Origin of the sequence: Streptomyces stelliscabiei, from assembly GCF_014873495.1 — a bacterium.
GTDB classification, from domain to species: Bacteria; Actinomycetota; Actinomycetes; order Streptomycetales; family Streptomycetaceae; genus Streptomyces; species Streptomyces bottropensis.
Map to the genome: position 1 here is coordinate 2,420,644 of NZ_JADBGF010000001.1, position 26,092 is coordinate 2,446,735.

The 26,092-nt window shown below is 69.6% G+C and carries 17 protein-coding genes, 3 rRNA genes and 1 pseudogene; 6 read left to right on the top strand and 15 right to left on the bottom strand.

The features are described from left to right. Positions 1–412: 412 nt before the first annotated feature. The 3 genes from H4687_RS10580 to H4687_RS10590 all read left to right on the top strand — a co-directional run bounded on the left by H4687_RS10580 (position 413) and on the right by H4687_RS10590 (position 5,461). Positions 413–2,215: a glycoside hydrolase family 15 protein gene (locus H4687_RS10580; protein ID WP_046916259.1), complete on the top strand. Its 1,803-nt coding sequence runs from the start codon at positions 413–415 to the stop codon at positions 2,213–2,215. 189 nt (positions 2,216–2,404) lie between these two features. Continuing rightward, on the top strand, positions 2,405–3,787 hold the full coding sequence (locus H4687_RS10585; protein WP_046916258.1) for an FAD-binding oxidoreductase: 1,383 nt from the start codon (positions 2,405–2,407) through the stop codon (positions 3,785–3,787). A 21-nt stretch (positions 3,788–3,808) separates the two neighbouring features. Next, positions 3,809–5,461: a PucR family transcriptional regulator gene (locus tag H4687_RS10590; RefSeq protein ID WP_046916257.1), complete on the top strand. Its 1,653-nt coding sequence runs from the start codon at positions 3,809–3,811 to the stop codon at positions 5,459–5,461. Positions 5,462–5,498: 37 nt separating this feature from the next. Here H4687_RS10590 and H4687_RS10595 read toward each other — a convergent pair whose 3' ends face one another. From H4687_RS10595 to H4687_RS10615, 5 genes are all read right to left on the bottom strand, one after another. Continuing rightward, positions 5,499–6,635, bottom strand: coding sequence for a glycosyltransferase family 4 protein (locus tag H4687_RS10595; RefSeq protein WP_046916256.1), 1,137 nt, complete (start codon positions 6,633–6,635; stop codon positions 5,499–5,501). Positions 6,636–6,969: 334 nt separating this feature from the next. Beyond that, a complete protein-coding gene (recN, locus tag H4687_RS10600; RefSeq protein ID WP_179860160.1) occupies positions 6,970–8,712 on the bottom strand; it encodes a DNA repair protein RecN in 1,743 nt (580 codons plus the stop codon). Between the two features lie 171 nt (positions 8,713–8,883). After that, entirely contained in the window at positions 8,884–9,789 is a 906-nt protein-coding gene (locus H4687_RS10605; RefSeq protein WP_050398494.1) for an NAD kinase, read from the bottom strand. Further along, positions 9,786–10,601: a TlyA family RNA methyltransferase gene (locus H4687_RS10610; RefSeq protein ID WP_050398493.1), complete on the bottom strand. Its 816-nt coding sequence runs from the start codon at positions 10,599–10,601 to the stop codon at positions 9,786–9,788. The genes H4687_RS10605 and H4687_RS10610 overlap by 4 nt, the downstream gene beginning before the upstream one ends. A gap of 7 nt (positions 10,602–10,608) precedes the next feature. After that, positions 10,609–10,938, bottom strand: a complete 330-nt coding sequence (locus H4687_RS10615; protein WP_179860159.1) for a hypothetical protein — start codon at positions 10,936–10,938, stop codon at positions 10,609–10,611. Between the two features lie 42 nt (positions 10,939–10,980). On the opposite strand from H4687_RS10615, the gene H4687_RS10620 reads away from it, so the two are divergent. Continuing rightward, complete coding sequence (locus H4687_RS10620; RefSeq protein ID WP_028796649.1) at positions 10,981–11,328, top strand: SCP2 sterol-binding domain-containing protein; 348 nt, start codon at positions 10,981–10,983, stop codon at positions 11,326–11,328. On the opposite strand, the gene H4687_RS10625 is transcribed toward H4687_RS10620, so the two are convergent. Beyond that, positions 11,312–12,145, bottom strand: a complete 834-nt coding sequence (locus H4687_RS10625) for an ABC transporter ATP-binding protein (protein WP_179860312.1) — start codon at positions 12,143–12,145, stop codon at positions 11,312–11,314. The genes H4687_RS10620 and H4687_RS10625 overlap by 17 nt on opposite strands. Positions 12,146–12,155: 10 nt before the next feature. Between H4687_RS10625 and H4687_RS10630 the strand changes: the two genes are divergently transcribed. Then, positions 12,156–12,353: a hypothetical protein gene (locus H4687_RS10630; protein ID WP_192781662.1), complete on the top strand. Its 198-nt coding sequence runs from the start codon at positions 12,156–12,158 to the stop codon at positions 12,351–12,353. On the opposite strand, the gene H4687_RS10635 is transcribed toward H4687_RS10630, so the two are convergent. From H4687_RS10635 to H4687_RS10645, 3 genes are all read right to left on the bottom strand, one after another. Next, complete coding sequence (locus tag H4687_RS10635; RefSeq protein ID WP_046918814.1) at positions 12,325–13,392, bottom strand: FecCD family ABC transporter permease; 1,068 nt, start codon at positions 13,390–13,392, stop codon at positions 12,325–12,327. The two genes, H4687_RS10630 and H4687_RS10635, sit on opposite strands and share 29 nt — an antisense overlap. Before the next feature lie 50 nt (positions 13,393–13,442). Next, complete coding sequence (locus H4687_RS10640; protein ID WP_046918811.1) at positions 13,443–14,486, bottom strand: FecCD family ABC transporter permease; 1,044 nt, start codon at positions 14,484–14,486, stop codon at positions 13,443–13,445. Between the two features lie 66 nt (positions 14,487–14,552). Then, entirely contained in the window at positions 14,553–15,581 is a 1,029-nt protein-coding gene (locus tag H4687_RS10645) for an HAD hydrolase-like protein (protein WP_046918810.1), read from the bottom strand. Positions 15,582–15,764: 183 nt separating this feature from the next. On the opposite strand from H4687_RS10645, the gene H4687_RS10650 reads away from it, so the two are divergent. Next, positions 15,765–17,057: a DUF1015 family protein gene (locus H4687_RS10650; RefSeq protein WP_046918809.1), complete on the top strand. Its 1,293-nt coding sequence runs from the start codon at positions 15,765–15,767 to the stop codon at positions 17,055–17,057. Positions 17,058–17,153: 96 nt separating this feature from the next. On the opposite strand, the gene H4687_RS10655 is transcribed toward H4687_RS10650, so the two are convergent. The 6 genes and pseudogenes from H4687_RS10655 to H4687_RS10680 all read right to left on the bottom strand — a co-directional run bounded on the left by H4687_RS10655 (position 17,154) and on the right by H4687_RS10680 (position 25,999). Beyond that, the gene (locus tag H4687_RS10655) at positions 17,154–18,023 is read right to left on the bottom strand and encodes a hypothetical protein (protein ID WP_404819309.1); all 870 of its coding nucleotides are present in this window, start codon (positions 18,021–18,023) and stop codon (positions 17,154–17,156) included. Between the two features lie 351 nt (positions 18,024–18,374). Continuing rightward, positions 18,375–19,313 (bottom strand): annotated as a pseudogene (locus H4687_RS48450) (hypothetical protein); the annotation flags it as partial. A gap of 314 nt (positions 19,314–19,627) precedes the next feature. Beyond that, a 5S ribosomal RNA gene (gene rrf, locus H4687_RS10665) occupies positions 19,628–19,744 on the bottom strand. A gap of 104 nt (positions 19,745–19,848) precedes the next feature. Further along, positions 19,849–22,972 (bottom strand): 23S ribosomal RNA (locus H4687_RS10670). 316 nt (positions 22,973–23,288) lie between these two features. Then, positions 23,289–24,816 (bottom strand): 16S ribosomal RNA (locus H4687_RS10675). The 16S, 23S and 5S rRNA genes sit together here, the layout of an rRNA operon. 541 nt (positions 24,817–25,357) lie before the next feature. Next, positions 25,358–25,999 carry a DNA-3-methyladenine glycosylase gene (locus H4687_RS10680; protein WP_046912562.1) on the bottom strand — a complete coding sequence of 214 codons (642 nt, stop codon included), beginning with the start codon at positions 25,997–25,999 and terminating at the stop codon, positions 25,358–25,360. Positions 26,000–26,092: the final 93 nt, after the last annotated feature.

Below are 26,092 nucleotides of genomic sequence, written 5' to 3' on the forward strand. Positions count from 1 at the left end.
CGATCGCTTCCGGCCACGCTCCGCGCACGGGCCGACACGGACGTCGTACGACCATCGGCGAATCCCCGACGGCCTTCACCCCTTGCTCACCCGTTCGGCTCACTCGCGTTGCCCGGAGCGGGACGCGGAGCCCTCCGCTGCGTCGTATCCTCTTCGGACACTCGCTGCCGAGCGCGGCCGGCGCGACGGCACCACCCCAGCCCGTCTCCGGCAATCATGAGAGCTCGTCAGTCCGTTGAGCAACGATCGCCTCATTTGCGTTGAGGATCGTTGAGCGACATCGCACGACACCGTCCCTTGGATCACTCTGGACACATGGTTCCTTTGTCGATCCCATGGGTCCCTTGACCGCACACCGCACAGCGACCGCCCCTCGGGGGGCGACGACGTGGCCGTTCGACTGGAGTTGCACGTGGCCGGGCGCATCGAAGACTACGCACTCATCGGAGACATGCAGACAGCGGCGCTGGTCTGCCGGGACGGCACGGTCGATTGGCTGTGCCTGCCCCGCTTCGACTCCCACGCCGTCTTCGCGGGACTGCTCGGCACCGAGGAACACGGATTCTGGAGACTGGGCCCCGCGCATGCCGCGGACGCCGAACCGCCGACGGCCTCCCGCCGCCGGTACCGCGGCGACTCGCTGATCCTGGAATCCGAGTGGGACACCCCACGCGGCACGGTCCGTGTGACGGACTTCATGCCGCCCCGTGACGGCGCCCCGCAGCTGATCCGGATCGTGGAGGGCGTCAGCGGCCGCGTGCCGATGCGCTCGGCTCTGCGGATGCGGTTCTCCTACGGCCGGGTGGTGCCCTGGGTGCACAAGCACGAGGGGCGCACGGTGGCCGTGGCCGGACCGGACTCGGTGTGGTTCGACACCGAGTGCGAGACGTACGGCAAGGCGCTGACCACCTACGCCGACTTCACGGTGACGCCCGGCGACCGGATCGCCTTCACGATCTCCTGGGAGCCCTCGCACAAGCAGCCCCCGGCGCTGCCGGAGCCCGAGCCCTCGCTCGTCGCCACGGAGGAGTTCTGGCGCGACTGGGTGGACCAGTGCACGTACCACGGCCCGTACCGCGAGGCCGTGGTCCGCTCGCTGATCACGCTGAAGGCCCTGACGTACGCGCCCACCGGCGGCATCGTCGCCGCGCCGACCACCTCGCTCCCGGAGCACATCGGCGGCGTCCGCAACTGGGACTACCGCTACACCTGGCTGCGCGACGCGGCCATCACCCTCTCCTCGCTGCTGCGCACCGGCTACCGCGACGAGGCCCGCGCCTGGCGCGAGTGGCTGCTGCGGGCCGTCGCCGGCGACCCGGAGAACCTGCAGATCATGTACGGCATCGCCGGCGAGCGGGAGCTGGGCGAGGCCGAGCTGGAGTGGCTGCCCGGGTACGAGAACTCCGCCCCGGTGCGGGTCGGCAACGGCGCCGCGCACCAGCTCCAGCTGGACGTGTACGGCGAGGTCACCGAGGCCCTGCACCTGGCCCACATGACGGGCCTGGCCCGCAACGACTACGCCTCCCTCCTGCAGCTGAAGCTGATCCGCTACCTGGAGGACCACTGGGACGAGCCGGACGAGGGCATCTGGGAGGTGCGCGGTCCGCGCCGGCACTTCGTGCACTCCAAGGTCATGGCCTGGGTCGCGGTGGACCGCACGATCAAGCTCATCGAGTCCGGTGACGCGGACGGCCCGCTGGAGAAGTGGCGCGAGCTGCGCGACGACATCCACCGGGACGTGTGCGAGAAGGGGTACGACAAGGAGCGCAACACCTTCACCCAGTCGTACGGCTCCAAGGAACTGGACGCCTCGCTGCTGCTGATCCCGCAGATGGGGTTCCTGCCGCCGGACGACAAGCGGGTCATCGGCACCATCGAGGCGATCCAGCGCGAGCTGTCGACCCCGGACGGCTTCATCCTGCGCTACCCGACCTCCGGCGCGCAGGAGGGCGTGGACGGGCTGCCCGGCGACGAGGGCGCGTTCCTCGCCTGCTCGTTCTGGATGGCCGACGACCTGGCGATGATCGGCCGCGTGGACGAGGCCCGCAAGCTCTTCGAGAAGCTGCTGTCCCTCCGCAACGACCTGGGTCTCCTCGCCGAGGAGTGGGACCCGGTCCTCCAGCGTCAGGTCGGCAACTTCCCGCAGGCCTTCAGCCACGTCCCGCTCATCGACACGGCCCTGCGGCTGACCGCTTCGGGGGCGTACGGCGGCTGAACGCGCCCTCCGGTCCGGCGCGCGCGACGGCGGACCGGGGCGCGCGGCGGCGGTCCCGCGCGCGGGCGGGCGCGTACGGCAACCGTTCGCGCCCGCCGGTACGGGTGGCTCCGCCGAACAGGACCGATCCACCGCCCCCGCCTAGCCTGGAAGGAGCCCAGTCCCCCGAGCGAAAGGGGGCGGCTCGCCATGGCTCCCCTCTCGAAGGCGCGCGCGGCTCTCACCGCGCTGCGTGAGGATCTGACCGGCGACGTGTTCGCGCCGGAGGATCCGGGGTACGACGACGCCCGTACGGTCTTCAACGCCATGATCGACCGGCGTCCGGCCGTGATCGCGCAGTGCGCGGACGAGGCCGACGTCGTCCGTTCCGTGCGCTTCGCCCGTGACCTGGACCTGCCGATCGCGGTGCGCGGCGGCGGTCACAGCGTGGCCGGCATGGCCCTCAACGACAACGGGCTCGTCATCGACCTGCGCCGGATGCACGCCGTCACGGTCGATCCCGGCTCCCTGAGCGCCCGCGTCGAGGGCGGCGCCACCATGAGCCATCTCGACCGCGCCACCGAACCCCACCGCCTGGCGACCACGGGCGGCCGGGCGTCGACCACGGGCGTCGGCGGTTTCGTCCTCGGCGGCGGCAGCGGCTGGCTGGACCGCACCTTCGGGCTCGCCGTCGACAACCTGCTCGGCGTCGACCTGGTGACCGCCGACGGTCAGGCGGTCCACGCGAGCGCCGAGGAGAACCCGGACCTGTTCTGGGCGCTGCACGGCGGCGGCGGGAACTTCGGCGTGGCCACCACGCTCACCCTCCGGCTGCACGAACTGCCCGCGTTCGCCATCGCCCTGCTGCTCTACCTCCCGGAACACGGCCCTGAGGTGATGCGTGTCTACCGCGAGGTCATCGAGACGGGCCCGCGGGAGGCGAGCGGCGGTGTCCTGTACTTCACCGGGCCGCCCGAGGAGTTCGTGCCCGAACACCTGGTGGGCAGGCTGGTCTGCGGCGTCCTGCTGACGTACGCGGGCACCGAGGACGACATGCTCAAGACCGCGCAGCCGCTGCTGGCGATGCCGCACGAGGCCGAGATCGTCGGCGCGATGCCGTACGCGGACGTGCAGTGCATGATCGACGACCCGCCGGGGATGCGGAACTACTGGTCGGCGGAGCATCTGACCGGTCTGCCGGACGCGGTGGTGGACGTCCTCACCACCCGCGCCTGGACGATGCCCGTGCCGACCGGCACCCAGCACGTGCTCTTCCCCCTGGGCGGCGCCATCGCCGACGGCCCCCGCCAATACCCGGTGCCGTACCGCGACGCCCCCTGGGTCGTGCATCCCTTCGGTGTCTGGTCGGATCCGGCGGACGACGAGCGGTGCGTGCGGTGGGTACGGGACGTGCGCGCCGACGTACGGCCGTGGAGCACCGGCGCGGTCTACCTCAACTTCGTCGGCGACGAGGGCGCCGACCGTGTGGTGGCCGGTGTCGGTGTCGACAACCACCGGCGGCTGACGGCGGTGAAGGCCCGGTACGACCCCGACAACGTCTTCCGCTACAACCACAACATCCCCCCGGCCTGACGACCGGGTACCGTCCGCTGCATGGACACCCGTGACAGCCGCGCACCAGGTGACGGCCGCGAGGCGCAGGGCGGTATCACCGTGCGGCGGGCCCTGGAGCTGCCCGGTCTGCGCGGCGGACTGCCGGAGGTCCTGGCGGGCGCCGACCGGCTGGAGCGGACCGTGCGCTGGGTGCACGCGGGCGAGGTCCCGAACATCGCCTCGCTCCTCAAGGGCGGCGAGCTGCTGCTGACCACCGGGTACGGGCTCGGCACCCGCCCCGCCGACCAGCGCGCGTTCGTGCGGACCCTCGCCGAGCGCGGCATCTCGGCCCTGGTCGTCGAACTGGGCCCGCGCTTCGCCCGGCTCCCGGCGGCCCTCGTGGAGACGGCGCGCTCAGCCGGTCTGCCCCTTGTCCAGCTGCACCGTGAGGTGGCCTTCGTGACGGTCACCGAGGAGATCCACACCGAGATCGTCAACGGCCACTACGCGCTCCTCCAGCAGGCCGAGGAGGTGCACCGCCGCTGCACCGAGGCCCTGCTCGGCGGGGGCGGCATCCCCCAGGTCCTGGACATCCTGGCCGCCTTCAGCGGCAACCCGGTCTTCCTGGAGACCGCCGACGGCCAGCTCCTGTACGCCGCCGGGGCCGGCCCGGCGGACACCGATCCGCTCCAGGTGTGGGAGGGGGTGCGCGACCGGCACCAGGACGCACCGCCGGCCGGGACGACCCTCGTCGACGTGCCCGGCGGCGGTCCGGGCACGGGCTCGGTCCGGGCCCGCCTGGTCCTCCTCCCGGTCGTCGGCCCCCTGGCCCCCGTGCACCGGATGGCGGCCGAGCGCGCGGCCGGGGTCCTCGCCGTCGTCCTGATGCAGGCCCGCCAGGAGGAGGAGCTGGCGGCGCGCGGACGCGGCGACTTCCTCACCGATCTCGCCGAGGGCCGGGTCCGGGCGGAGGACGCGCCCGCGCAGGCCCGCGTCCTCGGCTTCCGGCCGGGCTCAGGCCCCCTGCTCCCGGTCGTGATGAAGCTCGCCGACGGTCTCTCCCCCGACGGGGGCGGCTGGGCCGTCCTCGCCCGCGCGGTCGCCGAGGAGCTGGCCTGCGTGGGTGCGCCCCTCCTGCTCGGCGTACGCCCCGTGGAGGGCCGCGTCCCGCTGCTGCTGGGCCTGCGCGCGGAGTCGGAGCGCCCGGCGATCGCCGACCGGGCCGCGGCGGCGCTGCGGGCCGGCGCGGAGCGGGCCGGGATGCGCCGGCCGGGCGGACGGCCGCCCGTGGTGGTCGTGGGCGTGCCCGGCGGCTGGGCGGCCGCCTCGGCGGGCCTGCGGCACGCGGCGGAGACCGCGACGGCCGCGCAGGGCCTGGCCGACCGCCCCTGGTACGACGCCCGGCGCCTGGACATCGACCTGCTGCTGTGGCGGCTGCGCGACCACCCCGACCTCGCCGCCTTCGTGGACCGCGCGATCGGTCCGCTGCGCGACCACGACGACCGCGCCAAACCCCCGCTGCTGCCGACCCTGGAGACCTATCTGGCGCACGCCGGCCGGAAGGCGGAGACGGCCCGTGAACTGCACCTCAACCGCCAGACGCTCTACAACCGCCTCGCCCGCATCGGCGAACTCCTCGGCACCGACCTGGACGACCCCCAGGCCGTCCTGGCCCTGAGCCTGGCCCTGCGGGCACGTCGGCACGTCTCGTGAGGGTGCACCCCCTCGGGCGCGGGTCGGCCGGTGTGCGTCAGCCGAGGGGCCGCGGCCGGGTCAACTCGTCGTAGACGCTGAGCACCTGGGCCACCGTCTCGTCCTCGGTCGGCCAGGTGGCGGCCTGCCGCGTGCCCCGCTCGCGCAGTCCCGCACAGCGGGCCGGGTCGTCGAGCAGGCGTGTGACGGCCGCGGCGAGCGCTCCCGCGTCGCCGTACGGGACGAGTTCGGCGCCGTCGCCGACCAGGTCGGTCACCGATCCGACGGCGGCGGCGACGAGCGGCACGCGCGCGCGGAGCGCCTCCTGGGCGAGGACGGGACGGGCCTCGGGGCCGCCGGGCAGCAGCGCGACGTCGGCGGCCGCGATCAGCTCGGCCACGTCGTCGCGCCGCCCGGCCAGCCGTACGGGAAGCTCCTCCTGCGCGATACGGCGCTGCAGGACGCTCCGCAGCGGCCCCTCGCCCACGACGACGAGCAGCGGTGCCGGGTCGAGGCCGCGCCAGGCCCGGGCGGCGTCGAGCAGGGTGTCGTATCCCCGGTGGCGGTCGAGCGCACCGACGGCCATGAGCAACGGGCGTGCCGTGGCGCCCAGTTCGGCCCGGACCTTGCAGGCGGGCCGGTCCTGGTCGTCGCCGGTGCCGGTCCGGCCCGGCGCGGGCAGGGCGACGGCGGCGAGCCGGGCGTCGCGAGCGCCCCGGCTGCGGGCCCGGTCGACCAGGTCGGAGGAGGTGCCGAGGACCACGGCCGCGGCCTTGGCGACCCGGCGCTCCAGCAGCCGCAGCAGATGCGCCCGCGCCCCCTCCGCGTACGAACGCGTGTGCCAGGTGACGACGAGCGGGGTGGTGCGCTGGCCGAGCGCGAGGGTGGCGCGGAAGCCGGCGTGCAGGCCGTGCGCGTGCACCAGGTCGGCGTCCGCGCAGGCGCTGCGCAGGCTGGCCACCGAGGCGGGGTCGCTGCTGCGGGGCACGTGGACGTGGTGGGCACCGACGCCGGTGAAGTCGTACCGGCCGTCGGCGTCACTGGGGGCGCACACGGTGACCCGCACGCCCCGGGCGACCAGTCCCGAGGCCAGCGACCGCACATGCGCACTGCTCACCGCGCTGCCACCGCCGAGCACTTGTACGGTTCGCAGCGGCGACTGGCCGTGCGGTGAGTGGCTGCTCACGTGGCTCACGTGGCCGGGGCTCCTGGCTCGGGGTCGGACGGTCACGAAGAAACGTACCGAAGGACCGGCCGGTGGGGGTGGACCGTTCGAGGTACTTCCGCACGGTCCACGCGGCACGTCCTGCTACGTCGCTCCTGTCCAAGGATGCCAGGCCGCAAGGGTGTTCCGGCACAGCCGGACGGAGCGAGAACCGGAGGGGCGGGCAACCTCGGACCCAGGGTCACCCACACGAGTGAACTCCCGTACGAGGTTGCCCCTCCGCGCCCCTCCCGCCGCGCTCCTTCCCGCCCTGTCCCCGGCCCTGTTCGCTCAGGGCCGACGGAGCGGCGGCCGGGGTCCGGCCCTACGCGTCCGCGCGGGCCGCCGCCAGCAGCTCCTCCGCGTGTGCGCGCGCCGTCTGGGAGTCCTCCAGGCCGGCGAGCATGCGCGACAGCTCCCGCACCCGCTCCTCGCCCTCCAGGACCTTCACGCCGGACCGGGTCACGGACCCGTCGTTGGTCTTCTCCACCAGCAGCTGCCGGTCGGCGAAGGCGGCCACCTGGGGCAGGTGGGTGACGACCACGACCTGTGCCGACCGGGCGAGCCGGGCGAGGCGCCGGCCGATCTCGACCGCGGCCTTGCCGCCGACACCGGCGTCGACCTCGTCGAAGAGGTACGTCGGCACGGGGTCGGTCCCGGCGAAGACGACCTCGACGGCCAGCATCACCCGCGACAGCTCACCCCCGGACGCGCCCTTGGCGATGGGCCGGGGCGGCGCCCCCGGGTGCGGGGCGAGCAGCAGTTCGACCTCGTCGACGCCCGACGGCCCGTACGCGACCGTACGCCCGTCCACCTCGACGCCCTCGGGATCAACGCTCTGCCGGATCTCGAACGACACGCGCGCGTGCGGCATCGCGAGCGAGGCCAGCTCCGCGGTGACGGCGGCGGCGAACCGGTCGGCTGCCTCCGTGCGCGCGTCGGTCAGGGCCTGCGCGAGTCCGCCCAGTTCCCCCCGCAGCGCGTCCCGCTCGGCGGTCAGCTCCTCGATCCGCTCGTCGTCGCCGTCGAGTTCGGTGAGCCGCTGGGCTCCCTCCTCGGCCCACGACAGCACGGCGGTCATGTCCTGGCCGTACTTCCGCGTCAGCGCGGTGAGCGCGGCCCGCCGCTCCTCCACGGCCGCCAGCCGCAGCGGGTCGGCGTCCAGGTCGTCGGCGTATCCCGCCAGCTCCCCCGCCACGTCGCCCAGCAGGATCCCGATCTCCCCGATCCGCTCGGCGAGCGCCGCGAGCGCCGGGTCGTGCGACCGCACGGCCTCCAGCGCCCGGTGCGCGCCCGCGACGAGCGTGGTGGCGTCCACGCCCTCCGGGTCCTCGGGGTTGCCCGCGAGCGCCGCGTGCGCGGCCGTGGCGGCGGACGCCAGCGCCTCCGCGTGCCCGAGCCGCTCGGCCTCCTCGGCCAGCTCCACGTCCTCACCCGCCCGCGGCTCGACTCCGGCGATCTCGTCGAGGCCGTAGCGCAGCATGTCGGCCTCCTGGGCCCGTTCACGCGCGCGGGTGACGATCTCGTCGAGTTCGCCGGCCACGGCTCGCAGCCGGCGGTAGGCCTCGCCGTACTTGGTGAGCGGCACGGCGACCGCGTCCCCCGCGTACCGGTCGAGCGCCGCCCGCTGCCGGGACAGCTTCAGCAGCCCCTGCTGGTCGGTCTGCCCGTGCACGGCGACCAGTTCGTCGGCCAGCTCGGCGAGCACGCCCACCGGCACCGAACGCCCGCCCAGGTGCGCCCGCGACCGTCCCTCGGCGGAGACGGTACGGCTGATCAACAGCGCCCCGTCGTCGAGTTCGGCCCCGGCCTCCTCGGCCCGCAGAATCGCCGACGCGCCCTCGGGCACGGTGATCCGGCCCTCCACGACGGCGTTCTTCGCGCCGATCCGCACGAGCGCCGCGTCCGCCCGCCCGCCGAGCAGCAGGCCGAGGCTGGTGACCACCATGGTCTTGCCCGCGCCCGTCTCACCCGTCACGGCGGTGAAGCCGGGCGACAACTCGACGACAGCGTCGTCGATGACTCCGAGCGACCGTATCCGCATCTCCTCCAACACGGACACGACCATACGAGGTCGGGGAGGCGGACCGCGACGCGCCCCGGCACCTATGTCACCCCGGAGAGCTACGGCGCGCTCGGGAAGGGGCGCGGGACGGTGTCGATACGCGGCTCCGCCGCGCGGGCGCGGACCACCACGACGAGCCCGCGGTCCCGACGGTCCCCGCCCCCTCACCTCGCGCTAGTGCCGAGCCCCCCGCCACCCGGAAACGGGCAACGCGAACTTGGCCACCAGCCGGTCCGTGAACGACGCGTGATGCAGCCGGGCCAGCCGCACCGGCACGGCCCCTCGCCGCACCTCGACCCGCGCCCCCGGCGGCAGCTCCACGGTCCGCCGCCCGTCGCACCACAGCACCCCCGGCGGGATGTGCGGCAGGACCTCCACCGCCAAAACAGAATCCGGTGACGTCACCAACGGCTTCGCGAACAGCGCGTGCGCGCTGATCGGCACCATCAGCAGCGCCTCCACCTCGGGCCACACCACGGGCCCGCCCGCCGAGAACGCGTACGCCGTGGACCCGGTCGGCGTCGACAGGACGATCCCGTCGCACCCGAACCCGGTCACCGGCCGGCCGTCGATCTCCAGGACGACTTCCAGCAGCTTCTCGGCGCCCGCCTTCTGCACCGCCGCCTCGTTGAGCGCCCAGTCCGTGTGGACGATGTCCCCGTTCTGATGAACGACGACGTCGACGGTCATCCGCTCCTCGACCTCGTACGCCCTGGTCACGACCCGGTCGACGACCTTGTCCAGGTCGTCCCGCTCGGCCTCCGCGAGGAAGCCGACGCTGCCGAGGTTGACGCCGAGCATCGGCACCCCGGACGCGCGGGCGAACTCGGCGCCGCGCAGCAGCGTGCCGTCACCGCCGAGGACGATCAGCAGCTCGCACCCGTCGAGGCACTGCGGGGTGGCCTCCTTGACGAGTTCCACCTCCTCCGGCACCGGGATGTCCTCGGCCTCGTGCTCCAGAACACGCACCGTGATGCCGTGGTGCAGCAGCCCCTTGACGACGAGTTCGGCACTGCGGATCGCCGCCGGCCGCCCGGTGTGGGTGAGCAGGAAAACGGTTCGAGATCGGTCCTTGCTCAACGCGGCCCCTCCGCCACTGCTCGGTCGACGTCGGCCGGGTCCAGCGCGGGAGCGCCGGCACGCAGCCACAGAAAGTACTCGACATTGCCCGAGGGTCCGGGCAGCGGACTGGCCGTCACACCCTCCACCCCGAGCCCCAGCTCCCCGGCCCGCCGGGCCACCCCGCGCACCGCCTCGGCGCGCAGCTCCGGACTCCGTACCACTCCCCCACTGCCCAGCCGCTCCTTACCCACCTCGAACTGCGGCTTGACCATCATCACCAGATCGGCGTCCGGCTTCACGCACCGCACCAGTGCGGGCAGCACCAGGCCGAGCGGGATGAAGGACAGATCCCCCACGACAAGATCCACAGGCTCCCCATCGATCGCTTCGAGCGTCAACTCGCGTACGTTCGTACGGTCCTTGACGGTGACGCGTTCATCGCTGCGCAGAGTCCAGGCGAGTTGTCCGTATCCGACGTCCACGGCGACGACGTGCGCGGCGCCGGCCCGCAGCAGGACGTCGGTGAAGCCGCCGGTGGAGGCGCCGGCGTCCAGCGCGCGGCGGCCCTCGACGGCCAGGCCCCGCGGCACGAAGGCGGCGAGGGCGCCGGCGAGCTTGTGGCCGCCTCTGGACACGTACTCCGGGTCGCCGTCGTCGGCCACGACGACGATCGCGGCGGCGGTCTCCACCTGGGTGGCGGACTTCGTCGCGACGGTCCTGCCGACGGTGACCCGCCCGGCGGCGATCAGCTGGCTCGCGTGCTCACGCGAGCGCGCGAGCTTCCGCCGGACCAGTTCGGCGTCCAGACGGCGGCGTGCGACTCCTGCCACGGTGGGTTCAGCTCCTGCTCTCGTATGGCCGTGGGGGCCCCGGAGGTCCCGGGCGGGCGTCGAGCGCGGTGAGCGCGTCGCGCAGCCCCCGGTGTACATCCTCGTACACCTCCACATGGCCGTCGGTCGCGAGGTGGTCGGCGTCGGCCAGCCGGTCGAGGGCGGTGTCGACCTCGGGGTGGCCGGTGGGGGTGCGGGGCACGTTCAGCGGGGCCGGGCCGGCGGGGTCGTCCCCGGGTTCGGCGACCCGGGGCTCCGACGCGGGGACGGACTCGTCGGCCGCCGCCGGAACCACTGCTTCCACCCCGGCCTCGACCTCGGGCAAAGAGTCGCTCATGCCCAGACGCTACCGCGAAGCTCTGGGGTACCGTCGACCGCGATGGCAACGATTGAGGAGTGCCGCGCCGCACTCGAAAAGCTTTCGGACACCATGGCAGGCGCCCAGGGACACGTGGGCGAGGCGACGGCCCTCGACCGCTCGGTCAGCTGCCATGTCAGGGACCTCGACGTCACCTTCGTGGGACGCATGCGCGACGGGCGCATCGAGGTGCACGACACTCTCCAGGGACCGCCCGCCGAGAAGGCCCAGATCCGGCTCGCCATGACGGGCGACGACCTGGTGGCCCTCGTCGGCGGCGAACTGAACTTCGCCAAGGCCTGGGGCTCCGGCCGGGTGAAGCTGGAGGCGGGCTTCCGGGACCTGCTCCAGCTCAGGAAGCTGCTGTAGCGGCCGCCTCCACGCTCCGCCCGGCGCCGGTCCGTGCCGCACGGGCCGCCGGCACCACCAGCGGCGTCCCCGTCTCCGGGTCGTCGATGACCTGACAGCGCAGCCCGAACACCTCCTCGACCAGCTCGGCCGTGACGATCTCGGAGGGGGCGCCCTCGGCGATCACCGAGCCGTCGCGCAGGGCGATGAGGTGGGTGGCGTAGCGGGCGGCGTGGTTGAGGTCGTGCAGCACGGCGACCAGCGTGCGGCCCTGTTCCTCGTGGAGTTCGGCGCACAGGTCGAGCACGTCGATCTGGTGCTGGATGTCCAGGAAGGTGGTCGGCTCGTCGAGCAGCAGCAGCGGCGTCTGCTGGGCCAGCGCCATGGCGATCCAGACCCGCTGGCGCTGACCGCCGGACAGTTCGTCGACGTAACGGTCGGCCAGCTCGGCGACCCCGGTCGACTCCATCGACTCGCGCACGATCCGCTCGTCCTCGGGGGACCACTGCCGCAGCAGCCCCTGGTGCGGGTACCGGCCCCGGCCCACCAGGTCTCCTACGGTGATCCCGTCGGGCGCGATCGAGGACTGCGGCAGCAGACCGAGCGTCCGCGCGACCTTCTTGGCGGGCATCGACTGGATGACCTGCCCGTCGAGCAGCACCCGACCCTGCGACGGCTTCAGCATCCGGGACAGGGCCCGCAGCAGTGTGGACTTGCCGCAGGCGTTGGGGCCGACGATGACGGTGAAGGAGTTGTCGGGTATCTCCACCGACAGCTGCTCGGCGATGACCCGCTGGTCATAGGCGAGGGTGACGTCCTCGGCGGACAGGCGGTTCACGGTGCTCCTCTTGTCGTTCTTGTTCGCCGGCGCGCTGCCGTTCTTGTGCGTAGGCCCGCTGTCGTTCTCGTTCTCCGCCACACTGCCGTTCGCATCCGCCGGCGCGCTGCCGTTCGCATCCGCCGGCGCGCTGCTGTTCTCATGCGCCGATGCGCTGCCGTTCGCATCCGCCGGCGCGCTCATATCCGCCCGGCCTTCCGCTCGGTGACCAGCAGCCACAGCAGGTAGACGCCGCCGAGCACGCCGGTGACGACGCCGACGGGCAGCTGGTCGGCGCCGAAGGCCCGCTGGGAGGCCCAGTCGGCCACGATCAGCAGGGTCGCGCCCATGCACATGGCGGGCACCAGGTTCGGGCCGGGCGAGCGGGTCAGCCGCTTCGCGAGCTGGGGTGCGGTGAGGGCGACGAAGCTCACCGGCCCGGCGGCCGCGGTGGCCCCGGCGGTGAGCAGCACGGCCGAGACCATCAGCAGCAGCCGCACCCGCTCGACGCGCACTCCGAGGGCGTACGACACGTCGTCGCCCATCTCCGTCATCCGCAGCCCGCGCGCGTTGCCGAGCACCAGCGGCACGAGGATCACGCACATGATCAGCAGCGGCCAGACCTGGGCCCAGTCACGGCCGCCCAGCGATCCGGTCATCCAGACGACCGCGCGGGCCGCGTCGACGAGGTCGGCCTTGGTGATCAGATAGCCGTTGACGGCGGTGACGATCGCGGAGACGCCGATGCCGACCAGCACGAGCCGGTACCCGTGCACGCCCCGCTTCCACGCCAGCGCGTAGATCGCGAACCCGGTGACCAGACCGCCGGCGAGCGCCCCGAGGGCCACCTGGTTCGCGCTGCCGGAGAACAGCACGATGACGACCAGCGCGCCTGCGGTGGCTCCCTGCGAGAGGCCGAGCACGTCCGGACTGCCCAGCGGATTACGGGAGATGGACTGGAACAGCGCTCCGCCGAGCCCGAGCGAGGCCCCGACGAGGAGTCCGACCAGGACCCTGGGCAGCCGCAGTTCGTTGACGATGAACTCCTGTCCGGCGTCGCCCTTGCCGAGCAGCGTCCTGAGGACGTCACCGGCCGGGATGGGGAAGTCACCGGTGCCGATCAGTACGACGCTCGCGGAGAGCGCCGCCACCAGCAGCAGGGCGACGACGGCGCACGCCCGTACGTCCAGCCGGAACGACAGCCCGCCGGGGGTGCGCACCACACGGTTGCGTGCGCCGTGCCCGCCCGTGCCCGGGGTCTTCCCCACGTCCCGCGTCTTCCTGAAGGTGTCCGGTGTCTCCCTCGTGACCTGCGTCTTCACAGCTGCGCCGTCCTCCGCCGTCGTACGAGAAAGATGAAGACCGGCCCGCCGAGGATCGCGGTGACGATGCCGACCTGCAGCTCCGCGGGCCGTACCACCATGCGGCCGACGACGTCGGCGCCGAGCAGCAGCACGGGCGACAGGACGGTCGCGTACGGGAGGATCCAGCGCAGGTCGGGCCCGGTGAAGGACCGGACGACGTGCGGGACCATCAGCCCGACGAACACGATCGGCCCGCAGGCGGCGGTCGCGGCACCGCACAGCACGGTGGCGGCGCCCATCGAGAGCGCGCGGGTGCGGTTGAGGTCGGCGCCGAGCGCGCGGGCGGTGTCGTCGCCCATGGCCATCGCGTTCAGCGGCCGGGCGAGCAGCAGCGCGACGACCGTGCCGACGGCCAGGAACGGCAGCACCTGCGTGATCGTCCCGTCGGTCGCCGACGCGAGCGAACCGACCGTCCAGAAGCGCATCTTGGAGAGCGCCGCGCCGTCCATGATCATGACGGCCTGCAGATAGCCGTAGAGGGCGGCGCTGATGGCGGTGCCCGCGAGCGCGAGCCGCACGGGTGTCGCGCCCCGGCTGCCGCCGAGGAACCAGACCAGCGCCCCGACCGCGGCGGCACCGGCGAACGCGAACCACACGTACCCGCTCAGCGAGGTGACGCCGAAGTAGGTGATGGCGGTGACGACCGCGGCGGACGCGCCCGCGTTGATACCGAGCAGGCCCGGGTCGGCCAGCGGGTTGCGGGTGAGCGCCTGGAGCACGGCCCCCGCGAGGCCGAGCGCGGATCCCGCGAGCAGGCCGAGGAGGGTGCGCGAGACCCGTTCCCCGACGACGGCGTCGCCGTACGTCCCCGTGTCCTCGAACAACCCGTGCCAGACCTGCGCGAAGGACAGCTCCTTCGCGCCGATCGCGATACTCGCCAGGGCCACCAGGACGAGGATCAGGACGGACACGAGGAGCCCGACGGCCCGTACCGCCCGGCGGTTCACAGGCGCGGGGGCGGTCTCCGCGCTCGGTTCAGGAGGACTGTCGACCAACACCCGGTTAGGTTAGCCTACCCTCCCTTGCGGGCTCGATCGCGGCCCCCTCCAGGGTCCGCCGAGCGCTCACAGCCCCAGCCGGGCCAGCGCCTTCCCTCCGTCCAGCTCGCACGAGCCCTCCCCGGCAGCCGTCCAGGCGGCCGCGCACAGCGCTCGCAGCCCGTCCAGCGCCGAGCCCTCGCCGTCCAGTTCCAGCCGCTCCGCGCCGGCGGTCGCCGTCCAGCCTCCGCAGCGGAAGCCCGCGCCCGCCTCGACGACCTCCGGCTGCCCGGTGAGCATGCCCCGCAGATCGGCGTCGACATACGTCGGCCGGTGCTGCGGGGGCGCGGCCAGCAGCTGCGCGCCGTCGGTCACGCCGGTCAGCACGAGCAGCGAGTCGACCTCGCCGTTGAACGCGCCCTCGATGTCCGTGTCCAGCCGGTCCCCGACCACCAACGGCCGCTCGGCGCCGGTCCGCAGGATCGTCTCCCGGTGCATCGGCGGCAGCGGCTTGCCCGCCACCTGCGGCTCGGCCCCGGTCGCGATCCGCACGACCTGGACGGCCGCCCCGTTGCCGGGCGCGATGCCCCGCGCACTCGGGATCGTCAGGTCGGTGTTGGACGCGTACCACGGCACGCCGCGCGCGATGGCGTAGCTGGCCTCCGCGAACCGCCCCCAGGGCAGGTCGGGGCCGCCGAAGCCCTGCACCACGGCCGCCGGATCGTCGTCCACCGACTCGACCGGTTCGAGACCCCGCTCGCGCAGGGCCACCCGCAGCCCCTCTCCGCCGATGACCAGCACCCGCGCGCCGGCGGGCAGCTGCTCGCTGATCAGCCGGGCGACGGCCTGCGCCGAGGTGATGACGTCCCCCGCCTCGGTCGGTATCCCGAGCGCGGTGAGATGCGCGGCCACCGTGTCGGGCGTCCGCAGCGCGTTGTTGGTGACGTACGCGAGGTGCATACCACCCGCGCGCGCCGTGCCCAGGGACTCCACGGCGTACGCGATCGCACTGCCGCCCGCGTACACCACCCCGTCGAGATCGAGCAGCGCCGTGTCGTACGCCTCGCTCAGGGCCTGCCCACTGCCGTCGGGCCGTGTCCTGACTGCCTGGCTCATTGCACTCCGCTCCTCGCTCGGTCCACCGGTCGGCCGGTCACCCGTCGGCGGTCCGGCGATCGGGCCCCGACCGGGCCGGTGACGGGGCTGTGATCGGGCCGGTGATCGCCCGGTGGGTCAACAATCGATTAGGTCACTTTCCCCGATCATCCCTCACAGCACGGGCACCCATACGATGCATCAATGAACTACGCAGGTCCCGCGGAGGAGATCCCGGCGCGCAGCGGCCTCGAACTGACCCCGTTCCGGGGGCTTCGCTACGACCCCGACCGGGTCGGCAGCCTGGCCGCCGTGACGTCACCGCCGTACGACGTCGTCGTACGGCCGGACGGTCTGCTCCACCTCGAATCCGCCGATCCGCACAACATCGTCCGCCTGATACTCCCCCAGGCCAGAACCCCCACCGCCCGCGACGAACAGGCGGCCGACACCCTGCGCCGCTGGCTCGCCGACGGCGTCCTCGCCGCCGACAGGGAGCCCGGCCTCTATGTCTACGAGCAGTCGGACGGCAGCATCCTCCAGCGCGGCCTCATAGGCGCCCTGCGCCTCTCGGAGCCGTCCGCCGGGGTGGTCCTCCCGCACGAGGACGTCATCCCCCACGTGATCACGGACCGCGCGGCCCTGATGCGCGCCACCTCCACCAACATGGAGCCTCTGCTCCTCACCTACCGGGGCGGCGGTGCGACGGCCGGAGCGACGGCCGTGGTCGAGCGGACCACCGAACGGGCCCCGCTCCTCGCCACGACCACGGAGGACGGCTTCAGCCACCGCCTGTGGGCCGTCACCGACCCCGCCGACCTGGCCGAGATCCAGGCGGACCTCGCCCACCACCAGGCCCTGATAGCCGACGGCCACCACCGCTGGGCCACCTACCTCCGGCTCCGCACGGAACACCCGTCCCCCAGCCCCTGGGACTACGGCCTGGTCCTCCTCGTGGACACCGCCCGCTACCCCCTCCGGGTCCGCGCGATCCACCGCCTCCTCCACCGGCTCGCGGTCCCGGACGCTCTCGCGGCCCTGGACGGCCGGTTCCGCGTACGCCGCCTGGACGTCCCGCTCCCCCAGGCCCTGGAAGCCCTGGGCGAAGCGGCCGCCGCCGGCAACGCCTTCCTCCTCGCGGGCGACGGCTCCTTCCACCTCGTCGACCGCCCGGACCCGGATCTCCTCGCTCGTACGATCCCCACCGACCGCCCGGCCGAGTGGCGCACCCTCGACGCGACCGTGCTGCACGCCACCCTCCTCGACCACGTCTGGCACATCCCCGAGGACTCACCGGCCCACGTCGCCTACATCCACGACACGGCGGCGACCGTCGAGAAGGCGGAACGCGACGGCGGCACGGCCGTCCTGATGCACCCGGTCCGCGAGGAAGTCGTACGCGACCTCGCCCGCCAGGGCGTCACCATGCCCCGCAAGTCCACGTCGTTCGGCCCGAAACCGGCGTCGGGGCTGGTGCTGCGCGCGCTGGACCTCTGAGGGATCCCCGGTCCCCCCGGGGAGCGGGCATGCGAAAGGGCGGGACCCCGTCGTACGGGATCCCGCCCTGACACGGCCTTCGCCGGTTCGCCGAGGTCAGTCCTTGTCGTCCCGGACGTCGACGACATCGACGCTGTCGGCGGACGCCTCATCCGTCACGTCCACGTCCGCGTCCGTCACGTCCACGTCGGCAGCGTCCTCGTCAGGGGCGTCGTCAGTGGCGTCGTCAGTGGCGTCGTCCTCGTCGGTGACGTCATCCTCGTCGGAGGTGTCGTCATCCTCGTCGGTGTCGCTGTCCAGGCCGGCCTGCTCGTCGTGGCTGTCATCGACGGCCGGCTCGTCCGTGACCGACACGCTCAGCGGAGCCTCGTCGCCCTCGTGTCCGCCCTCTTCGTCGCCGAGGGCGTCGACGAACTCGACGCCGTCCATCTCCGCGAGCCGGTCCGACGCGTCCGTGCTGCCGTCCTTGTCGGCCTCGACAGCCTTGGCGAACCACTCCCGCGCCTCGCCCTCACGCCCGGCCGCGAGCAGCGCGTCGGCGTACGCGTACCGCAGACGCGCGGTCCACGGCTGTACGGAGCTGGAGGCCAGCTCCGGGCTCTGCAGGGTCACGATGGCCGCGTCGAGCTGGTCCATGTCGCGCCGCGCGCCGGCCGCCACGAGCCGCATCTCGACCTGACCGGCCTTGTCCAGCTTGTGCACCTCGGGGGCACCGGCCATGTCCAGCGCCTTCTCGGGCCGCCCGAGACCTCGCTCGCAGTCCGCCATGACGGGCCACAGGTCGACATTGCCGGTCATCCGCCGAGCCGCCCGGAACTCCGCGAGCGCCTCGCTGTACTTCTGGTTGGCGTACGCGGCGAAGCCGGCCGCCTCACGCACGGCGGCGACGCGCGACGCCAGCCGCAGCGCGACCCTGGAGTAGCCGTACGCGCCCTCGGGGTCCTCGTCGATGAGTCGCGCGACCATCACCAGGTTCTTGGCGACATCGTCGGCGAGCGTCTTGGGCAGGCTCTGCAGCTCCTGCCGAACGTCCTTGTCGATCTCCTCCCCAGTGACGTCCTCGGGGATCGGCAGCCGCTTGATCGGCTCACGGTCCCGGTCCCGCTCGTCACGGAAACGCCCGCCGCCGCGCCGGTCGTCGCCACCGCGCCGGTCGTCCCGGTCACGGAACCCACCGGGGCGGCCACCACCACGATCGTCCCGACGGGGGCCACGGCTCCGGTCATCACGGCCTCGGTCGTCTCCACGCCGGTCGTCGCGGCCGCGGAACCCACCGGTGCGCTCACCACCGCCACGGTTGTCGTCACGACGGAACCCGCCGGTGCGCTCACCGCCACGGCTGTCATCGCGACGGAAACCACCACGGTCGTCATCACGACGGAAGGAGGGACGGTCCCCCTCACGACGCTCAGGACGGGCCGGACGGTCATCGCGGCGGTCGTCACGGCGGAAGGCGGGCCGGTCTCCGCTTCCGCGGTCGTCACGCCGGAACGGCGGACGCCCACCTCGGTCGTCTCCACGCCGGTCGTCACGGCCTCGGTCGTCTCCACGCCGGTCGTCGCGGCCGCGGAACCCACCGGTGCGCTCACCACCGCCACGGTTGTCGTCACGACGGAACCCACCGGTGCGCTCACCACCGCCACGGCTGTCGTCACGACGGAACCCGCCGGTGCGCTCACCGCCACGGCTGTCATCGCGACGGAAACCACCACGGTCGTCATCACGACGGAAGGAGGGACGGTCCCCCTCACGACGCTCAGGACGGGCCGGACGGTCGTCACGTCGGAACCCACGGTCCCGATCGCCGCCCCGGTCACGGTCGTCCCGACGGAAGCCTCCACGGTCTCCGCCGTCCCGGCGGTCGTCACGACGCGGACCCGCACCCGCGGGACGGTCGTCGCGCCGGAACGCGGGACGGTCATCGCGGCGGGCGAAGCCCCCACGGTCGTCACCACGCCGGTCGTCGCGCCGGTCATCCCTGCGCTCGTCCCGCCGGAAGGCCGGCCGGTCGCCGTCGCGGCGGAAGCCACCACGGTCTCCGCCGTCCCGACGGTCGTCACGACGCGGACCCGCACCCGCGGGACGGTCGTCGCGCCGGAACGCGGGACGAGGCCCACGATCGCCCTCGCGACGGTCGTCCCGTCCCCGGAAGCCACCGCCGCCGCGCTGCTCACCGCGGTTGTCGTCACGACGGAAGCCGCCACGGTCGTCACGACGGTCATCACGCCGGAACCCGCCACGGTCGTCACTTCGACGGTCGTCACCACGGCGGTCATCGGGACGACGGTCGTCCCGCCGACCGTAGCCACCACGGTCGTTGTCCCGACGGTCGTTGTTCGGACGGTCGTTGTTCGGACGCGGCCCGCCGCGATAACCACCACGGTCACCACTGTCCCGTCGCCGCTGGTCGCGCTCCGGTCGATCGTCGGGAGAGTTGGTGGACATGGTGACTCCTGTCTTCGGTACCGCAAGTCATTCTCGCGCAGCCGGATACCCGGCGCGCTCCGGAAAAACAAAAAAGGACCCCTGGTCCCAGCTGTACGCTGGTGACCAGGGGTCCTTCAAAGATTGTTCGGCGGCGTCCTACTCTCCCACAGGGTCCCCCCTGCAGTACCATCGGCGCTGTAAGGCTTAGCTTCCGGGTTCGAAATGTAACCGGGCGTTTCCCTCACGCTATGACCACCGAAACCCTATTGGTTTCGAGCGAACAAGCACACTTTTCAGTTGATGTTCTGCTCTGAGCCGACAACTGTTCGTTGTCTCAGAACTAACACAGTGGACGCGAGCAACTGAGGACAAGCCCTCGGCCTATTAGTACCAGTCAACTCCACCCGTTACCAGGCTTCCATATCTGGCCTATCAACCCAGTCGTCTACTGGGAGCCTTACCCCATCAAGTGGGTGGGAATACTCATCTCGAAGCAGGCTTCCCGCTTAGATGCTTTCAGCGGTTATCCCTCCCGAACGTAGCCAACCAGCCATGCCCTTGGCAGAACAACTGGCACACCAGAGGTTCGTCCGTCCCGGTCCTCTCGTACTAGGGACAGCCCTTCTCAATATTCCTGCGCGCGCAGCGGATAGGGACCGAACTGTCTCACGACGTTCTAAACCCAGCTCGCGTACCGCTTTAATGGGCGAACAGCCCAACCCTTGGGACCGACTCCAGCCCCAGGATGCGACGAGCCGACATCGAGGTGCCAAACCATCCCGTCGATATGGACTCTTGGGGAAGATCAGCCTGTTATCCCCGGGGTACCTTTTATCCGTTGAGCGACGGCGCTTCCACAAGCCACCGCCGGATCACTAGTCCCGACTTTCGTCCCTGCTCGACCCGTCGGTCTCACAGTCAAGCTCCCTTGTGCACTTACACTCACCACCTGATTGCCAACCAGGCTGAGGGAACCTTTGGGCGCCTCCGTTACTCTTTAGGAGGCAACCGCCCCAGTTAAACTACCCATCAGACACTGTCCCTGATCCGGATCACGGACCCAGGTTAGACATCCAGCACGACCAGACTGGTATTTCAACGACGACTCCACCCGAACTGGCGTCCGAGCTTCACAGTCTCCCAGCTATCCTACACAAGCCGAACCGAACACCAATATCAAACTGTAGTAAAGGTCCCGGGGTCTTTCCGTCCTGCTGCGCGAAACGAGCATCTTTACTCGTAGTGCAATTTCACCGGGCCTATGGTTGAGACAGTCGAGAAGTCGTTACGCCATTCGTGCAGGTCGGAACTTACCCGACAAGGAATTTCGCTACCTTAGGATGGTTATAGTTACCACCGCCGTTTACTGGCGCTTAAGTTCTCAGCTTCGCCACACCGAAATGTGACTAACCGGTCCCCTTAACGTTCCAGCACCGGGCAGGCGTCAGTCCGTATACATCGCCTTACGGCTTCGCACGGACCTGTGTTTTTAGTAAACAGTCGCTTCTCGCTGGTCTCTGCGGCCACCCCCAGCTCACCGAGTAAATCGGATCACCAGTGATGGCCCCCCTTCTCCCGAAGTTACGGGGGCATTTTGCCGAGTTCCTTAACCATAGTTCACCCGAACGCCTCGGTATTCTCTACCTGACCACCTGAGTCGGTTTAGGGTACGGGCCGCCATGAAACTCGCTAGAGGCTTTTCTCGACAGCATAGGATCATCCACTTCACCACAATCGGCTCGGCATCAGGTCTCAGACTATGTGCCAGGCGGATTTACCTACCTGACGTCCTACACCCTTACCCCGGGACAACCACCGCCCGGGATGGACTACCTTCCTGCGTCACCCCATCACTCACCTACTACAAGTCTGGTCCGTCGGCTCCACCACTTTCCTTTCCCCGAAGGGTCCGGAACGGCTTCACGGACTTAGCATCGCCTGGTTCAGTGTTTGACGCTTCACAGCGGGTACCGGAATATCAACCGGTTATCCATCGACTACGCCTGTCGGCCTCGCCTTAGGTCCCGACTTACCCTGGGCAGATCAGCTTGACCCAGGAACCCTTGGTCAATCGGCGCAAACGTTTCTCACGTTTGTATCGCTACTCATGCCTGCATTCTCACTCGTGAACCGTCCACAACTCGCTTCCGCGGCTGCTTCACCCGGCACACGACGCTCCCCTACCCATCCCAGCAGGCGTTGGCCCTCAATGCTGGAATGACACGACTTCGGCGGTACGCTTGAGCCCCGCTACATTGTCGGCGCGGAATCACTAGACCAGTGAGCTATTACGCACTCTTTCAAGGGTGGCTGCTTCTAAGCCAACCTCCTGGTTGTCTCTGCGACTCCACATCCTTTCCCACTTAGCGTACGCTTAGGGGCCTTAGTCGATGCTCTGGGCTGTTTCCCTCTCGACCATGGAGCTTATCCCCCACAGTCTCACTGCCGTGCTCTCACTTACCGGCATTCGGAGTTTGGCTAAGGTCAGTAACCCGGTAGGGCCCATCGCCTATCCAGTGCTCTACCTCCGGCAAGAAACACACGACGCTGCACCTAAATGCATTTCGGGGAGAACCAGCTATCACGGAGTTTGATTGGCCTTTCACCCCTAACCACAGGTCATCCCCCAGGTTTTCAACCCTGGTGGGTTCGGTCCTCCACGAAGTCTTACCTCCGCTTCAACCTGCCCATGGCTAGATCACTCCGCTTCGGGTCTTGAGCGTGCTACTGAAACGCCCTGTTCGGACTCGCTTTCGCTACGGCTACCCCACTCGGGTTAACCTCGCAACACACCGCAAACTCGCAGGCTCATTCTTCAAAAGGCACGCAGTCACGACGCACCAAGTAAACTTGATGCGCGACGCTCCCACGGCTTGTAGGCACACGGTTTCAGGTACTATTTCACTCCGCTCCCGCGGTACTTTTCACCATTCCCTCACGGTACTATCCGCTATCGGTCACCAGGGAATATTTAGGCTTAGCGGGTGGTCCCGCCAGATTCACACGGGATTTCTCGGGCCCCGTGCTACTTGGGTGTCTCTCAAACGAGCCGTCAATGTTTCAGCTACGGGGGTCTTACCCTCTACGCCGGACCTTTCGCATGTCCTTCGCCTACATCAACGGTTTCTGACTCGTCCTGTCGCCGGCAGACGACAGAAGAGAGATCCCACAACCCCGTATACGCAACCCCTGCCGGGTCTCACACGCATACGGTTTGGCCTCATCCGGTTTCGCTCGCCACTACTCCCGGAATCACGGTTGTTTTCTCTTCCTGCGGGTACTGAGATGTTTCACTTCCCCGCGTTCCCTCCACTTGCCCTATGTGTTCAGGCAAGGGTGACAGCCCATGACGACTGCCGGGTTTCCCCATTCGGAAACCCCCGGATCAAAGCCTGGTTGACGACTCCCCGGGGACTATCGTGGCCTCCCACGTCCTTCATCGGTTCCTGGTGCCAAGGCATCCACCGTGCGCCCTTAAAAACTTGGCCACAGATGCTCGCGTCCACTGTGCAGTTCTCAAACAACGACCAACCACCCATCACCCCGAACCAGAAGTCCGAGTGCACTGGGGCCGGCACTGAAGGCAGCCATACGGCCATACCCTCAGACACCCAACAGCGTGCCCGGCATCCCTCACCACTCCGATCAGCTTTCCACGCCCCCGAAAGGACAGTACTCACAGCCTGAGATGACTCAAGACGCCGAATAATCAACGTTCCACCCATGAGCTAACCAGCATCAGACGTTCGCTGATGGTCTGGCCTCTGACCTCACCCCGAAGGGATCGGTAGAAGTGCTCCTTAGAAAGGAGGTGATCCAGCCGCACCTTCCGGTACGGCTACCTTGTTACGACTTCGTCCCAATCGCCAGTCCCACCTTCGACAGCTCCCTCCCCGTAAGGGGTTGGGCCACCGGCTTCGGGTGTTACCGACTTTCGTGACGTGACGGGCGGTGTGTACAAGGCCCGGGAACGTATTCACCGCAGCAATGCTGATCTGCGATTACTAGCAACTCCGACTTCATGGGGTCGAGTTGCAGACCCCAATCCGAACTGAGACAGGCTTTTTGAGATTCGCTCCGCCTCACGGCTTCGCAGCTCATTGTACCTGCCATTGTAGCACGTGTGCAGCCCAAGACATAAGGGGCATGATGACTTGACGTCGTCCCCACCTTCCTCCGAGTTGACCCCGGCAGTCTCCTGTGAGTCCCCATCACCCCGAAGGGCATGCTGGCAACACAGAACAAGGGTTGCGCTCGTTGCGGGACTTAACCCAACATCTCACGACACGAGCTGACGACAGCCATGCACCACCTGTCACCCGACCACAAGGGGGGCACCATCTCTGATGCTTTCCGGGCGATGTCAAGCCTTGGTAAGGTTCTTCGCGTTGCGTCGAATTAAGCCACATGCTCCGCTGCTTGTGCGGGCCCCCGTCAATTCCTTTGAGTTTTAGCCTTGCGGCCGTACTCCCCAGGCGGGGAACTTAATGCGTTAGCTGCGGCACCGACGACGTGGAATGTCGCCAACACCTAGTTCCCACCGTTTACGGCGTGGACTACCAGGGTATCTAATCCTGTTCGCTCCCCACGCTTTCGCTCCTCAGCGTCAGTAATGGCCCAGAGATCCGCCTTCGCCACCGGTGTTCCTCCTGATATCTGCGCATTTCACCGCTACACCAGGAATTCCGATCTCCCCTACCACACTCTAGTCTGCCCGTATCGAATGCAGACCCGGGGTTAAGCCCCGGGCTTTCACATCCGACGCGACAGACCGCCTACGAGCTCTTTACGCCCAATAATTCCGGACAACGCTCGCGCCCTACGTATTACCGCGGCTGCTGGCACGTAGTTAGCCGGCGCTTCTTCTGCAGGTACCGTCACTTTCGCTTCTTCCCTGCTGAAAGAGGTTTACAACCCGAAGGCCGTCATCCCTCACGCGGCGTCGCTGCATCAGGCTTTCGCCCATTGTGCAATATTCCCCACTGCTGCCTCCCGTAGGAGTCTGGGCCGTGTCTCAGTCCCAGTGTGGCCGGTCGCCCTCTCAGGCCGGCTACCCGTCGTCGCCTTGGTGAGCCGTTACCTCACCAACAAGCTGATAGGCCGCGGGCTCATCCTTCACCGCCGGAGCTTTCCACCACCCACAGATGCCTGTAGTGGTTGTATCCGGTATTAGACCCCGTTTCCAGGGCTTGTCCCAGAGTGAAGGGCAGATTGCCCACGTGTTACTCACCCGTTCGCCACTAATCCCCACCGAAGTGGTTCATCGTTCGACTTGCATGTGTTAAGCACGCCGCCAGCGTTCGTCCTGAGCCAGGATCAAACTCTCCGTGAATGTGTACCCGTAATCGGGTGCAAACCACGAGAGCGGAACAGCCAGGCGGAATAAGCCCGGCCGTTCACAGCGTCCTCGCTGTGTTTGTTTCAAAGGAACCTCGACCACCGGAACACTGCCCGGCGGACGGGGTATCAACATATCTGGCGTTGATTTTTGGCACGCTGTTGAGTTCTCAAGGAACGGACGCTTCCTTTGTACTCACCCAAGCTACTCTCGGGCTTTCCTCCGGGCAGTTTCCCTTCGGTCTTGCGTTTCCGACTCTATCAGACCGTTTCCGGTTCCGATTCCCAGTCGGGAGGTTTGCCTTTCGGCTGCCTTTTGGCCTCTCGGTTTCCCTTGCGGCCTTTCGACATTCACTACGTTAGCCGATTCCCTCGGCAACTCATAATTGAGTTCTGCGGGCTGGAATCAGGGCATGCCTGATTCGCCCCCGCTGAGGGGAAGTCGTAGGTAGTGGGTTGGCCGCTCTCGGCTGCTGGCTGATCGCCGTAACCGGTTCAAGCGGCTCGGGCTACGTTACGGACCCCCCAGGGGCGAGTCAAGTTGAGCGCCGACGGGGGGCATGGGCCCGATACGGGCTGACCGTCGGGTCGTCGGCGATCCAGAAACGCCAGGGGTGCACTCCACCGTCCCCGGAGACACCGGTACGAGGGCCGTTGCGTACCTGGTCAGGACCAACAGGAGTGCCGGTCAGGACCGTTATGGGCGCGGTGCCCGATGCGCAGGCGTCCGTACCGTCGAGGGCCCGGTCCACGTCCAGGGCGGTGGCCAGGCGGGCGGGTCCTTTGGCCAGTTCTTTGTCATCTCGGGCTGAGATTCGACGTTTGCGGGCGAGGTCGACGCCTTCGGTGATCTCGCCGGCGCGCAGCAGGATCCCGCTCGCCGTGCCCTCCGGACCGCACACGAGGTTCATGCAGTGCCACATGCCGTAGGTGAAGTAGACGTACACGTGACCGGGTGGACCGAACATCACGTCGTTGCGGGCGGTACGCCCGCGATAGGCGTGGGAGCCGGGGTCGTTCGCGCCGTCGTAGGCCTCGACCTCCGTGAGGCGCAGTTCGATCGGTCCGTCCGGGGTGAGGCGTACGAGGACGCGTCCCAGGAGGTCCGGTGCCACCTCCAGTACGGGGCGGTCGAAGAACTCGCGGGCCAGGGGCGTACGGTCGGTGCTCGCGATCATGGCGTCCGAGCGTAGTCCAGACGGGTGCGTGCCGACGGGTGGCGAGAGGGCGTTCTCCTTGGAAGGGTGTGGAGCGGGAGGACGCGGAACCGG

What these genes read in the sequence shown, in the direction of transcription:
- H4687_RS10585 (WP_046916258.1), top strand. Translation starts at nt 2,405, where the DNA reads ATGGCTCCCCTCTCGAAGGCGCGCGCGGCTCTCACCGCGCTGCGTGAG.
- H4687_RS10590 (WP_046916257.1), top strand. Translation starts at nt 3,809, where the DNA reads ATGGACACCCGTGACAGCCGCGCACCAGGTGACGGCCGCGAGGCGCAG.
- recN (WP_179860160.1), bottom strand. Translation starts at nt 8,712, where the DNA reads ATGGTCGTGTCCGTGTTGGAGGAGATGCGGATACGGTCGCTCGGAGTC.
- H4687_RS10615 (WP_179860159.1), bottom strand. Translation starts at nt 10,938, where the DNA reads ATGAGCGACTCTTTGCCCGAGGTCGAGGCCGGGGTGGAAGCAGTGGTT.
- H4687_RS10620 (WP_028796649.1), top strand. Translation starts at nt 10,981, where the DNA reads ATGGCAACGATTGAGGAGTGCCGCGCCGCACTCGAAAAGCTTTCGGAC.
- H4687_RS10645 (WP_046918810.1), bottom strand. Translation starts at nt 15,581, where the DNA reads ATGAGCCAGGCAGTCAGGACACGGCCCGACGGCAGTGGGCAGGCCCTG.
- H4687_RS10650 (WP_046918809.1), top strand. Translation starts at nt 15,765, where the DNA reads ATGAACTACGCAGGTCCCGCGGAGGAGATCCCGGCGCGCAGCGGCCTC.
- H4687_RS10655 (WP_404819309.1), bottom strand. Translation starts at nt 18,023, where the DNA reads ATGGTCGCGCGACTCATCGACGAGGACCCCGAGGGCGCGTACGGCTAC.
- H4687_RS10680 (WP_046912562.1), bottom strand. Translation starts at nt 25,999, where the DNA reads ATGATCGCGAGCACCGACCGTACGCCCCTGGCCCGCGAGTTCTTCGAC.